Origin of the sequence: Ilumatobacter coccineus YM16-304 (assembly GCF_000348785.1) — a bacterium.
Lineage (GTDB): Bacteria > Actinomycetota > Acidimicrobiia > Acidimicrobiales > Ilumatobacteraceae > Ilumatobacter_A > Ilumatobacter_A coccineus.
In genome coordinates this window covers 3,089,419-3,101,591 of sequence record NC_020520.1, presented here as the reverse complement: position 1 = coordinate 3,101,591, position 12,173 = coordinate 3,089,419, and the positions used below count along the sequence as shown (strand labels likewise).

Genomic DNA, 12,173 nt, shown 5'->3' with positions numbered 1-12,173 from the left:
GTGTGTCGTCGAGCGGGGGCGTCGAGCGAGTGGCTGCTGATGTGACGTTGCCGTGAGCGGTCAGCGACCGAATCGCTTCATGCGGTCGAGGACCCGGTCGGACGTGGGGTCGGACATCTCGTCGACGATGTGCCCGTCGGCGAGGAACACGACTCGGTCGGCGTACGCCGCGGCGACCGGGTCGTGGGTGACCATCACCACGGTCTGGCCGAGCTGGTGGACGGCGTTGCGCAGGAAGGCGAGGATCTCGCTGCCGGAGCGGCTGTCGAGGTTGCCCGTCGGCTCGTCGCCGAACACGATCTCGGGCCGGCTGACCAGCGCACGGGCGACCGCCACGCGCTGCTGCTGACCGCCTGAGAGTTCGGCGGGGCGATGACCGAGCCGTGAGCCGAGGCCCACCGTGTCGACGATCGACTCGAACCATTCCCGGTCGGGCTTGCGGCCGGCGAGGTCGAGCGGAAGGAGGATGTTCTCCTCCGCCGTGAGCGTGGGGACGAGGTTGAACGCCTGGAAGATGAAGCCGATGCGATCGCGTCGCAGCCGGGTGAGTTCCTTGTCGGACAGCGTCGACAGTTCGACGTCGCCGATCGACACCGATCCCGACGTGAGCGTGTCGAGCCCGGCGACGGTCTGCATCAGCGTCGACTTGCCGGATCCCGACGGGCCCATGATGGCCGTGAAGCGACCTCGTTCGAAGGCGACGGTGACGCCGTCGAGAGCGTGGACGGCGGCGTCGCCTCGTCCGTAGGCCTTGACCGCATCGGTGGCCGACGCGGCGATCGATCGGAGCTGCTGCGGTGCAGCCGGCGGGGGAGTAGCGGGAGCGGCGGGGTGCTGGAGCGTGTCGGTTCGAGACATGGGGTTTCCTTCGTTCGGGTACGAGCCGAATCGCTCGTACGACTTGACGGATCCCACTGTCGGGGCGACCAGGGTGACCTGGTATCCCTCCGACGCGCATCTCACCCGGGTGACACCCCCACCACCCGTGAGGATGATTTCTGCCCAGGCTCGATGTCGTCGCGTGAGGGTGATTTCTGCCCAGGCTCAGAATCGTCGCGTGGGGGTGATTTCTGGCCAGGCTCGAAATCGTCGCGTGAGGGTGATTCTTGCCCAGGCTCGATGTGGTCGCGTGGGGGCGATTTTTGGCCAGGCTCGAAATCGTCGCGGGTGGCTCACCCGGGTGATCGCGGGTGACGGGCGATGCGGGGTCACCCGGAACGAGGCGACCGTGGGGTCATGTCAGAACGCACGACCTACGAGATCGAGATCCGGGGCCGGGCCAGTGAGCGAGCGCTCCGTCCCGTGGCCGACGAGTTCTCGATCGAAACCACCGACGCGGGCAACACCCGCATGATCGGGCTGATCCGTGACCCGTCACATCTCAACGGAATCCTCAGCCATTTCACCTCGCTCAACATCGAGGTGGTGCGCATCACGCCCACCTCCGACCAGCGCTGAGCACGTCGACGCCGGGAGGCGCACGACCCCCCCCACCTCTCAACAACAACCAACAATCACCCACCTTCAGACAAGGAGCACGCCATGACCCTTCACCTTCCACACACCGCCGACTCGTCCACCGTTCGTCCCCGCTTCCAACGTGCCGGCGGCATCGCCGCACTCGTCGCGGCGGCGACCTTCGTGTTCGGCATCGCGATGTTCGCGACCACCATGTCCGACTACACCGACCCCGACTCGACGCCCGCCGAAGCCGTCGACTTCCTCGTCGATCACCAGGGATCGCTGCTCGCCTGGTACCTCGGTATCTACATCGTCTTCGGTACGGCACTCGTCCCGATGGCACTGGCGCTCCACGAGCGTCTGCGTTCGGCCGCATCGTTGATGGTGCCCTCGGCGACCGTCTTCGGGTTCGTCTGGGTGGGCCTCATGTTCGCCACCGGAATGATCTCGAACATCGGCATCGAAGTCGTCGCCGACCTGGCCGAGACCGATGCCCAACAGGCCACGGCAGTGTGGTCGTCGATCGACGCCGTGACCGACGGACTCGGCGGCGGCAACGAGCTCGTCGGCGGTATCTGGGTCCTGCTCGTCTCGCTGGTCGCACTCCGCACGAACGTGCTCCCTCGGTCGCTGAACATCCTCGGCATCGTCAGCGCGGTGGCCGGCGTCGCCACGGTCATCCCGGCCTTCGAAGTGATCGAGATGGTCTTCGGGCTGGGCCTGATCGTCTGGTTCGTCTGGGTCGGAATCGCACTGCTGCGCTCGGAAGCGCCGGCGACCGTGGACCGCTCGATGGCCTGATCGGCCCGGCGATCGGCACGGCGGCAGCGCGTGCGATCGCGCCGGTGGACACCCCCGTGTTCGCGGCGTTGATCGCGCCGTCGCGCGGCGTGCCATAGTGACGGCATGATCGAACTGGTGTTGACCATCATCGGGCGTGACCGAGCCGGAGTCGTCGCGTCGCTCGCCGACGTGGTGCGCTTCCACGACGCGAACTGGAAGCGGAGCGAGCTGGCCGAGATCGCTGGCACGTTCGCCGGTGTGGTGGTCGTCGAGGTCGGCGATGATCGAGTCGACGAGCTCCTCGCCAACCTGCTGATCCTGCGCGATCAGGGACTGCACGTCACGGCGCAGCAGGTCGAGGCACCGACCTCGGCACCCGACGCCGAGGAGGTGCGCCTCCGTCTGACCGGCGACGATCGTCCGGGCGTGGTGCACGAGATCTCGAGCGCGATCAGCGAGCGCGGCATCAGTATCTCGCGTCTCGGAACGGTCACCGACCTGCCGGGTTCGAACGGAGGCAAGCGCTTCGAGATCACCGTGCAGCTGTCGATCCCGGTCGGCACCGACCTCGATGCCGTGCTCGACGCGATCAGCGAACTCGCCGTGAGCCTCGACGTCGCCCTCGACGTCGAAGACCTCACCGGCGACGACGCCGGCTGAGCGGCCCGACTCGGCAACACGGTCCGCGAGCCACGAACGCGGGCCACCGGGTGGAGGGCTCGCCGATTTGTGACTCAAGCCCCTAACGGCGACCGGTGACGACTCCCAGGATGGAGTCATGAGCAAGAAGATCACCGCTGGGTACAACGGAAGCGAAGCGTCGTCGGAGGCGGTTCGATGGGCGGCGAACGAGGCGCGAACCCGCGGCGTGCCGCTGCGGGTGGTGACGTGTCCGGATCTCCCTCCGACGACGAGCGCAGCTGCGTTCGGGACAGGCGCCGTGTACGACGCCGAACGGTCGCTGGCCGAAGTCAACGCCGAGACGGTTCGCTCCATGATCGGCGAGTCCCATCCTGAGGTGGCACTCGTCGTCGACATCGTGCCGGGGTCGCCGACCTCCGCGCTGCTCGAGGGCTTGGAGCCTCACGACCTCGTCGCCGTCGGCGCGAGCAGCCACGAAGGCGCCGCGCTCTTCTGGGTGGGCTCGACGACGCGCCACCTGGCGCATCACAGCCCGTGTCCGGTCGTGGTGGTCCGCGGGGCTGCCAGCCGAGGGACGCCCGATCGCGTGGTCGTCGGCGTCGACGGGTCGGAGAGCTCGGACGCCGCCCTGCGCTGGGCCGCCGACGAAGCGGACCTCCACGGGGCTGAACTCGTGGTGGTGCACGCATGGGACTACCCGTACCGGCCGACCGACGTCGGTTCGGCACAGGGACACGACATCACCGAGGTCGATGCGGCGTGCACGCTCGACACCGCCGTCGAAGCAGCGCGCGAGCGTTGCGCCGCCACCGTGACCCCAGCGCTGGTGGAGGGCGGACCCGTCGATGCGCTCCTCCAGACGGCACGCGACGGCGACCTCCTGGTGGTGGGATCGCGCGGCCGCGGTGCGCTGCGCTCACGGATCTTCGGGTCGACCGCCAACAGCGTCCTCGACGCCGCTGCGGTGCCCGTGGTGATCGTCCGACCCGACGACGCCTGATCACATCGGCGCCGGGCACCGGACGCCGGCGCCGAGATGCCAGGCCCGACCGTCAGGCAGGCGCGTCGGAGGCCGGAGCTGCGTCGGCTTCGTGCAGGCGGTGGCTGCTGTCGATCGCGTGCAGCACCGACAGTCCGAAGATCGCCGTGATCGTGCCGAACAGGGCGCCTCCGAACCCGTAGAGCTCCCAGCCCAGCAGTGCCACCACGATCGGCACGGCGGGTCCGACGTACAGCGTCGCCGAGTCGACTCGCCGACGAACGACGATGATCTCGAGTGACGACACGACGACCAGGAACGCGGCGACGACACCGATCGTGGTCGCGTCGGTCGTGGCGGCGGCGAACAGCAACACCCCGATGCCGGCGGTCGGAATGCCGACGTACGGAATCGCCGACAGCATGCCGACGAGCAGGGCGAGGACGAACGGACCGGGTAGGTCGAGCCACCAGAAGACCGGCCACGCGACCAGCGTCAGCGCAACCGCCTGGGCGGCCGCGGCCCAGATGTAGGCCACCCATCGGGAGTAGGCGGCCGCAGCGACCTCCTCGACGTGCGACCGTCGGCGATCGCCCGGGATCTGAGCGATCGCCGAACTCGCCCATCGAGGTCCGTAGACCACGAGGAAGAGCATCAGGATCCCGGTGACGATGTAGGTCGACGCGGTCGACGGTGAACGCTCGAGCTGGGCGCCGAGCCCGAAGCGTTCTTCGATGCCTTCGGCGAAGTTCGTGACCCGCTCGGTCAGTCCGAAGTCCTGGGCGATCGTGTGCCGCTCTTCGATCTCGGCCGCCGCGGCGGGAGCCTCGTCGACGATGCGGTCGACGCTGTCGACGATGGTCGACGCGATACCCACCCACGCCGCGACGAGCGTGATGGCGAGTCCGGCGATGACGACGATCACCGCCAGCGCGTGCGGAACGTGGCGGTCGAGTCGGGTGATCAACGGCGCGAGGAGTGCCGCGACCAACGCGCAGGCCAACCCCCAGCCGAGCGGACGGCTGGCGGCGCTGAGCAGTGATGCCAGCAGGAGCGCGGCGAGCACGACACCCAGCAACAGGAGCAGTGTGCGGACCTCGATCTCGAGGCGCAACGTCGACCGCTGGCCATCGACGGCAGGTTCCATGGCGCCCTACGATACGTCGCCATGACCGGCGCTGATGCTGCTGCAGAGTCTGATGCGGCCGGCCGTCCGGTCACCGTCGACTTCAGCACCCGAACGTTGCTGAGCGCGGTCGTCGTGATCGTGCTCGCGCTGGGCGTCTTCGCGGCGTTCAGGACGGGTGTCGACGCACTCACGAAGATCGGGATCGGCCTGGTGTTGGCCGTCGCGCTCAACCCGCTCGTCGCTGCGGTCGAGCGGCGAGGGCCATCACGTCGCTCGGCGGCGGCGATCGTCGGCGCGATCTTCGCACTGGGCGCGGTCGTGTTGGTCTTCTTGATCGGCCCGGCGACGATCGAGCAGGCGCAGAACTTCGAGGAAGAGCTCCCCGAGACGATCGAGGGCTTCTACGAGCTCCCGCTCGTCGGTTCGTGGCTGTCGGAGAACGACGCGCGTGACAAGGTCGACGAGTTCATCGCCGACCTGCCGACCAAGATCGACAACGACAGCATCGCCGACCTCGCGAACTCGCTGGTGGGTGGGGCGGTGTCGACGGCGATCGTGCTCGTCGTCGCGTTCGCCGTGATGATCGATGGCGTTCGACTCGTCAACCTGGTCAGGTCGCTGATCCCCGAACGGCATCGTCCGGCTGCCGACCACTACGCACGCGTCCTGTACGACACGTTCGGCAACTACTTCGGTGGCTCGCTCACGGTCGCCGCGATGATGGGTCTGTACGTGCTGGTGATCGGGCTCGTCTTCGGGGTACCGCTGGCGCCGATTGCCGCGGTGTGGGCGATGTTCACCGACCTGGTCCCGCAGATCGGTGGCTTCCTCGGCGGAGCGTTCCTCACGCTGCTCGCGCTCTCCGAGAGTGTGCCCACCGCGTTGATCGTCGGTGCGCTCTTCGTGATCTACATGAACTTCGAGAACCACGTGATCCAGCCGGCGATCATCGGAGAGGCCGTCGACCTCACACCACCGGCGACGATGATGGCGGCGCTCGTCGGTGGAGCCGCCGGGGGAGTGCCGGGTGCACTGGTCGCCACGCCGCTGGTCGGTGCCGGCAAGCGGTTGTACCTCGAGCTGCGGTATCCCGGCGAGCATCGTGGTGCCAGCGAACGTGAGGGCTTCGTGCAACGCCTCCGGTCGCTGTTCGGCCGGGGCGACTCGAACGACGACTGACGGTCTCACTGCCACAGCCACGTCATCGGGTACTCGCGGCGGGCGGAGTCGGCCTGCGAACTTTCTCGCTCCGACTCGCCCGATGAATTGACCGATGGGTTAATTTGCGAGTGGGGAAAGTTCAGTCGCAGTCTGCGACCGGACTTTGCTGTATGCGAATACACATTCATCCAACACAGGGGGAACCGATTCCGATGACCAGACGATCGAAGAAGGTGCTGGGGCTCGCGTTGAGCTTCGGGCTCCTCGCAGCAGCCTGCGGGAGCGATGACGACGGCGCCGAGGCGCCCGACGACGCGCCAGCCGAGACCACCGCGGAGGAGCCGGCCGACGCCGACGAACCCGCCGACGCCGACGAGCCTGCCGACGCCGATGAGCCTGCCGACGCCGATGAACCGGCAGACGCAGGCGAACCGATGGAGGAGCCGACTGGCGAACCGTTCAAGATCGGTGTGCAGAACGCGGAGGGCGACCCCAACGGTTCGTTCCCCGAGTACAGCATCGCCATCGAAGCTGCGGCCGAGTACATCAACACCGAACTCGGTGGCCTGGGCGGACGCCCGATCGAACTCGAGCTCTGCTCGATGGTGATCTCGCCCGACGATTCGCAGCGGTGTGCCAACGAGCTCAGCGCGGCGGGTGTCGACATGGCACTCTCGACGCTGAACTTCTTCGGCAACCACTTCAGCATCTACGCCGGTTCGAACATTCCGGTCATCGTCGGCACGCCGCTGACGATCGCTGACTTCACCTCGCCGGGCGTGTTCTCGGTCGGTGCTGGCGGCGGTTGCCTCGGTGTGCACACCGGACTCATCGAGTTCGCCACGAACCAGCTGGAGGAGCTCGAAGGCATCGACGTCCAGCGCGTCGCCGTGCCGTGGGCCGACACGCCTCCCGGCGTGGTCTGCTACAACGACCTCGAAGCCAAGCCGCTCGACGTGCTCAACGGCTCCGAGCCCGGCGATTCCGCCCGAGCCGGTGAGAAGCCCGACCTGGAGCACATCGGTGTGCCGGTCGCTCCGGCATCGCCCGACGTGACGCCGCAGGCGACCGAGGTGCTCTCGTTCGATCCTGACGTGATCATCTTCTCGGCGCAGGGCGCTGACTGCTGGAACTTCCTCGATGCACTCGGCCGCCTCGGCTGGACGCCTGATGAGATCCCGTTGGTCTTCTCGAGCTCGTGCACCGACTTCGACGCGATGCGTGCCGCCGGTGATCTGGCCAAGGGCATCTACCTCGTCGGCAGCTCCAGCGGCCTGCTCTCGCCGCTCGACAGCCTCGAAGGTGACCGCCTCGACGACGCGACGATCTACCAGACCAAGGGCATCGAGTACGGCATGACCGAGGACGACGTCTTCAAGACGTTCGCCAGCGCAGGCTTCGCCGCCATGATGAACATCTGGGAGATCGCCGACGGGCTCGATGGTGAGGTCACGGCCGAGTCGCTCGCCGCGGGACTCGCAGCCACCGACGGAACGAAGTCGGCATACGGCAGCACCCCGCTCGACTGCGCCAACGCTCCGGCCCCGTACGTCGCCGTGTGCAACTCGTCGGTCGGCGCCAACATCTGGGACGGCGACAAGCTCGTGCTCGTCGATCCTGAGTTCTCCGGCCTCGACCTCGTCGCCGGCACCGAACTCCGCCCCGGCGGCTGATCAACCCGTTCCTCGGCAGCACCGCAGGTGCGCCGCTGGCGAGCAACGTCGAATCGGGGGCGCTCCAGCTACGGCTGGGGCGCCCCTTGCGCGTTCCGTCTGCGCTGCGGCCACACTGTCGGCAAGGAGCAACAGATGAGCGACACACACCTCGACACCGAACGGCACCCCATCTCCGACGCCGATTTCATCTTCCGGTGCAAGGACCGGCTCGATCGCGACGGCGCGCTCGTCCTCGCCGGGTTCGCTCGGCGCGAAACGATCGACATGGTCGTCGAGCAGTCGGCGGGACGCGCCGCCGACGCCTTCTATGCGAACACCACGCACAACGTGTACCTCTCGGCGTCGGACCCGGCGCTCGGTGACGATCATCCGTTCAACCGCCAAGTGGTGAGCAGCAAGGGACTCATCGCCGACGACGAGATTCCCGCGGACTCACCGTTGCGTGCCATCTACGGCGACGGCTCGTTCCGGGCGTTTCTGTGTGGGGTGCTCGGCATCGACGAGATCCATCCGTACGCCGACGATCTCTCGTCGATCAACATCCACTTCGCCGCGGCCGGAATGGAACTCGGGTGGCACTTCGACAACTCGTCGTTCGCCGTCACGATGCTGCTCCAGGCTGCGGAGGGCGGCGCCCGCTTCGAGCATGTTCCAGAAGTGCGCCATGCCGACTCCGGCGACATGGCGTTCGAACGTGTCGGCAAGATTCTCGACGGTGAGGAAGCGGTGCAGACGCTCGACTTCGAACCGGGCGACCTCGTGATGTTCCGCGGGAGAGATGCGCTTCACCGGGTGACGCCCACCGAGGGTGGCACCACGCGGCTGCTCGTCGTCTTCGCGTTCAACGACCGGCCTGGAGTCGCGCTGTCGGAGTCGGCGATGACCACCTTCTACGGACGCACCGCCTGAGTCGAAGTCGAACGCTGCGACCACGTCGACGACTCATTGAGTCGGGCGTGCGGCGGCATCACCTCGCACCGAACCTGCGGGAGTGACGATCGGACGCAGCGGCCGTGGCAACCTGTGCCCATGACGAAGTTCGGATGGTTGTCGCCGGTCGCTGGGCACGCAGGGAGCGGGTTTCAGCCGATCGTGATGTATCAGGAGGAGCACATCCTCCCGCAGGCGCTTCCGCACTTCGACTCGCTGTGGATCGCCGATCACTTCTACGGCTTCGACGCCGACAAGAAAGAGGGCTTCCTCGAAGCATGGGTGACGCTCACCTGGCTCGCCGCCCGCTTTCCCGACGTGATGCTGTGTCACCACGTGCTCGGTCACGGCTACCGGAACCCGGCGCTCACCGCCAAGATGGCCTCGACGCTCCAGGTGCTGTCGGGCAACCGGTTCATCCTCGGCATCGGCGCCGGGTGGCGTGAAGACGAGTACGAGTCGTACGGCTACGAGTTCCCGTCCAACGCCACGCGTCTGCGCCAACTCGAAGAGGTCGTGCAGATCTGCAAGCTGATGTGGACCGACGAACACCCGACCTTCGACGGGCAGTACTTCCGCATCGACGACGCCGCGGCCACGCCACGCCCCGACGTCGTGCCGCCGATCTGTATCGGCAGTTCCGGTGAGCAGATCGGGCTCCCGATCGTCGGCCGTCACGCCGACATCTGGAACGGCTCGCATCGTGGCGGTGACGAGGCCTGGACGCGCATGCGTGACATCGTCCGATCGTCGGCGGCCGACGCCGGGCGCGATCCCGACAGCATCGAATGCAGCATCACCGTGGGCGGCGACCTCCCCGAGTCCGATGCCGAGTCTGCGGCCTGGGTCGAACGTCTCGGCCATCTCCGGAGCCTCGGTGCCGATTACTTCATCATGGACTTCGGTCACCCGCTCGATGTCGAGCCGGCGCTCCGCTTCGCCGAGCAGGTCATCGCTCCCATGAAGGCGGGCTGACGCCGAATATTCAGCCGAGCGCAGTGGTTGCACCCCACATGAACCGTTCCGCCATCGAGCTTCGCATCGACCCCCGTGAGCGCTCCGTCGGGTCGTCGACGGTGCGGCGTCTCCTGCCGTTTCGGGAACGACGAATGGTCGGCCCGTTCACGTTCGCCGATCTGATCGGGCCGGAAGAACTCTCCGACGCCACGTCTCCGGCGATCGACGCCCACCCGCACATCGGGCTCGCGACGGTCACCTATCTCCTCGACGGGCGCATGGTGCATCGCGACTCGACCGGCGCGGTCGCCACGATCGAGCCGGGCGCCGTGAACTGGATGACGGCGGGTGCGGGCGTGACGCACACCGAGCGCGCTCATCCCGACGACGCCGACGTCCAGCGATCGCTGCACGGATTGCAGACCTGGGTGGCGCTGCCCACCGAGTCGGAAGAGACCGACGCCGCCTTCGAGCACGCCGACGCGTCGGCCCTCCCCGTCGAATCGGTCGGCGGCTCGGGCATCCGCCTTGCGGTGGGGACCGGTTGGGGGATGGAGTCGCCGATCGTCGGCTCGTCGCCGCTGGCGCTTGCCGAAGTGGCGCTCGCGGCGGGGGCCCCGGTGCCGATCTCGACGCCCCACCCCGAGATCGCGGTGCTGTCGATCGACGGCACCGTGGAGGTCAACGGCGAACGCGTCGATCCCGGACGGCTCGCCGTGCTCGACACGTCACAGAAGCTGCTGCTCAGGGGATCGGGGACGGCGATGGTGCTCGGCGGGGAACCGCTCGGCAAGCGCCACATGTTCTGGAACTTCGTGCACAGCGACCCCGACCGCATCGAGCAGGCGAAGGACGACTGGCTGCAACAGCGCTTCCCGCTCGTGCCCGGCGACCACGAGCCGTATGTTCCGTTGCCGGGTTAGACGAGCGACCGCCGTCGAGGTCTCGGCTCCCCGACCGCCATCATCGGGTTGGTAATCGCCAGCCGGACGCACTCGACCTCGTACCCAATCGCGCCGTGTGTGGATCGAAGCTTCAAAGCTGTTCGGAACGGTCCTTATTCAGTGTTTCGACGAAACTAAGAATAAGGGTGATTAGTGTTCACACATGGAGCAAGCGGATCACAAGCCGATCGGACCGAGTTCTGATGCTTCCTCGCGGACAGGCTGGCCGCCGATCGAGTTCGAGGACTGCGGCTGGGAGAGTGCAATCGACATACCGCGCCGCTGGCAGTCGACCTTTTCGGGCCCCTACCGTGCAGCGGTCGTGTCAGAGATCGGTCAGCTCGAGCCGGTCTTGCCGGCTGCGACGTCGGCACTTGCCGACGAAGCCACAGCCGAGTTGGTTCGCTTCGACGCCGAGATGGGATCGGAGATCGCTCCGTTCGCCGCAATCCTGCTGCGCGCAGAATCGGCTGCGTCGTCACGCATCGAGAACCTGACCGCCTCGGCACAGGCGGTGGCCCTCGCCGAACTCGGAGACACATCGAGACGCAACGCAACAGAGATCGTCGCCAATACAACCGCCATGACGGCGGCGATCGCCCTCGCCGACCGGCTCGATGCTGCAGCCATCCTCGCCATGCATTCAGCACTGATGGAGGAGCACGATCCGGAGATCGCCGGAAGATGGCGCTCCGCCCAGGTGTGGATCGGATCGAGCAACTACGGACCGCACACAGCCGCGTTCGTCCCGCCGCATCACGAACGGGTCGTCGCTGCGATCGACGATCTCGTTCAGTTCATGCAGCGCGACGACCTGCCGGTCCTGGCGCAGGCCGCGATAGCCCACGCTCAGTTCGAAACGATCCACCCGTTTCCCGACGGCAACGGGAGAACCGGTCGGGCGATCGTGCACTGCTTGCTTCGAGGCAAGCGATTGACGCACCAAGTGACGATCCCGATCTCGGCTGGACTACTCACCGATACCGACAGCTACTTCGACGCGCTCAACGCCTACCGGGACGGTGACCCTCAGCCGATCGTCGAACGATTCGCCGAGGCCAGTTTCGACAGCATCGTCAATGGGCGCGAACTCGGTGCCGAACTCAGCGCGATTCGTGCAGCGTGGAGTGAGGCGGTCGGTAGCCGGCGTCAGGCGATCGTCTGGAGGGCGCTCGATGTCGTCTTTCGTCATCCCGTTCTCAACAATGCGCTCGTCATGAGCGTGCTCGGTGTCTCAGCAATGGGGGCAGAAGCTGCGATCTCCGAGCTCGTGGAGATCGGAGCGTTGAAGGAGATCACTGGCGGGCGACGCAATCGCAAGTATGCATCGCTCCCGGTCCTGGCAGCGCTCGATGCCTTCGCCGAACGCGCTGGACGCCGATCCCACTGAACGTCCTGATCGTCGCCACGTCCTGCTGGCACCCTCACCCTGGACACCACCCGCACCTACCAACCCACCGGCAAACCACAAGGCGGCCCCACAGGACCCCGAAAACGAACAAACCCGAACC

The 12,173-nt window shown here is 67.0% G+C and carries 12 protein-coding genes; 10 read left to right on the top strand and 2 right to left on the bottom strand.

The annotated features are described in order from the left end of the window. Positions 1-60: 60 nt before the first annotated feature. Positions 61-858 carry an ABC transporter ATP-binding protein gene (locus YM304_RS14015; protein ID WP_015442354.1) on the bottom strand — a complete coding sequence of 266 codons (798 nt, stop codon included), beginning with the start codon at positions 856-858 and terminating at the stop codon, positions 61-63. 378 nt (positions 859-1,236) lie between these two features. Between YM304_RS14015 and YM304_RS24795 the strand changes: the two genes are divergently transcribed. The 4 genes from YM304_RS24795 to YM304_RS13995 all read left to right on the top strand — a co-directional run bounded on the left by YM304_RS24795 (position 1,237) and on the right by YM304_RS13995 (position 3,886). Next, positions 1,237-1,458 (top strand): hypothetical protein, encoded by a 222-nt coding sequence (locus YM304_RS24795; protein ID WP_041298317.1) that lies wholly within the window; start codon positions 1,237-1,239, stop codon positions 1,456-1,458. Between the two features lie 84 nt (positions 1,459-1,542). Then, complete coding sequence (locus YM304_RS14005) at positions 1,543-2,262, top strand: DUF4386 family protein (RefSeq protein WP_015442351.1); 720 nt, start codon at positions 1,543-1,545, stop codon at positions 2,260-2,262. Positions 2,263-2,367: 105 nt separating this feature from the next. Further along, positions 2,368-2,904: a glycine cleavage system protein R gene (locus YM304_RS14000; RefSeq protein WP_015442350.1), complete on the top strand. Its 537-nt coding sequence runs from the start codon at positions 2,368-2,370 to the stop codon at positions 2,902-2,904. Between the two features lie 118 nt (positions 2,905-3,022). After that, positions 3,023-3,886, top strand: coding sequence for a universal stress protein (locus tag YM304_RS13995; protein WP_015442349.1), 864 nt, complete (start codon positions 3,023-3,025; stop codon positions 3,884-3,886). A gap of 52 nt (positions 3,887-3,938) precedes the next feature. Here YM304_RS13995 and YM304_RS13990 read toward each other — a convergent pair whose 3' ends face one another. Beyond that, complete coding sequence (locus tag YM304_RS13990) at positions 3,939-5,012, bottom strand: AI-2E family transporter (RefSeq protein ID WP_015442348.1); 1,074 nt, start codon at positions 5,010-5,012, stop codon at positions 3,939-3,941. Positions 5,013-5,033: 21 nt separating this feature from the next. On the opposite strand from YM304_RS13990, the gene YM304_RS13985 reads away from it, so the two are divergent. From YM304_RS13985 to YM304_RS13955, 6 genes are all read left to right on the top strand, one after another. Further along, on the top strand, positions 5,034-6,173 hold the full coding sequence (locus YM304_RS13985) for an AI-2E family transporter (RefSeq protein WP_015442347.1): 1,140 nt from the start codon (positions 5,034-5,036) through the stop codon (positions 6,171-6,173). A 194-nt stretch (positions 6,174-6,367) separates the two neighbouring features. Continuing rightward, positions 6,368-7,828 carry an ABC transporter substrate-binding protein gene (locus YM304_RS13975; protein ID WP_015442346.1) on the top strand — a complete coding sequence of 487 codons (1,461 nt, stop codon included), beginning with the start codon at positions 6,368-6,370 and terminating at the stop codon, positions 7,826-7,828. Between the two features lie 135 nt (positions 7,829-7,963). Then, a complete protein-coding gene (locus YM304_RS13970; protein ID WP_015442345.1) occupies positions 7,964-8,740 on the top strand; it encodes a HalD/BesD family halogenase in 777 nt (258 codons plus the stop codon). A 120-nt stretch (positions 8,741-8,860) separates the two neighbouring features. Beyond that, a complete protein-coding gene (locus tag YM304_RS13965; protein ID WP_015442344.1) occupies positions 8,861-9,736 on the top strand; it encodes an LLM class flavin-dependent oxidoreductase in 876 nt (291 codons plus the stop codon). A gap of 38 nt (positions 9,737-9,774) precedes the next feature. Then, positions 9,775-10,641: a pirin family protein gene (locus YM304_RS13960; RefSeq protein WP_015442343.1), complete on the top strand. Its 867-nt coding sequence runs from the start codon at positions 9,775-9,777 to the stop codon at positions 10,639-10,641. 184 nt (positions 10,642-10,825) lie between these two features. Further along, entirely contained in the window at positions 10,826-12,052 is a 1,227-nt protein-coding gene (locus tag YM304_RS13955; protein WP_015442342.1) for a Fic family protein, read from the top strand. The last annotated feature ends 121 nt before the right edge of the window (positions 12,053-12,173 follow it).

Bases quoted from the DNA above. Each gene is read 5' to 3' on its own strand.
- YM304_RS13965 (WP_015442344.1), top strand. From the start codon at position 8,861: ATGACGAAGTTCGGATGGTTGTCGCCGGTCGCTGGGCACGCAGGGAGC.
- YM304_RS13985 (WP_015442347.1), top strand. From the start codon at position 5,034: ATGACCGGCGCTGATGCTGCTGCAGAGTCTGATGCGGCCGGCCGTCCG.
- YM304_RS13990 (WP_015442348.1), bottom strand. From the start codon at position 5,012: ATGGAACCTGCCGTCGATGGCCAGCGGTCGACGTTGCGCCTCGAGATC.
- YM304_RS14000 (WP_015442350.1), top strand. From the start codon at position 2,368: ATGATCGAACTGGTGTTGACCATCATCGGGCGTGACCGAGCCGGAGTC.
- YM304_RS14015 (WP_015442354.1), bottom strand. From the start codon at position 858: ATGTCTCGAACCGACACGCTCCAGCACCCCGCCGCTCCCGCTACTCCC.
- YM304_RS13970 (WP_015442345.1), top strand. From the start codon at position 7,964: ATGAGCGACACACACCTCGACACCGAACGGCACCCCATCTCCGACGCC.
- YM304_RS14005 (WP_015442351.1), top strand. From the start codon at position 1,543: ATGACCCTTCACCTTCCACACACCGCCGACTCGTCCACCGTTCGTCCC.
- YM304_RS13955 (WP_015442342.1), top strand. From the start codon at position 10,826: ATGGAGCAAGCGGATCACAAGCCGATCGGACCGAGTTCTGATGCTTCC.
- YM304_RS13995 (WP_015442349.1), top strand. From the start codon at position 3,023: ATGAGCAAGAAGATCACCGCTGGGTACAACGGAAGCGAAGCGTCGTCG.
- YM304_RS13960 (WP_015442343.1), top strand. From the start codon at position 9,775: ATGAACCGTTCCGCCATCGAGCTTCGCATCGACCCCCGTGAGCGCTCC.
- YM304_RS13975 (WP_015442346.1), top strand. From the start codon at position 6,368: ATGACCAGACGATCGAAGAAGGTGCTGGGGCTCGCGTTGAGCTTCGGG.
- YM304_RS24795 (WP_041298317.1), top strand. From the start codon at position 1,237: ATGTCAGAACGCACGACCTACGAGATCGAGATCCGGGGCCGGGCCAGT.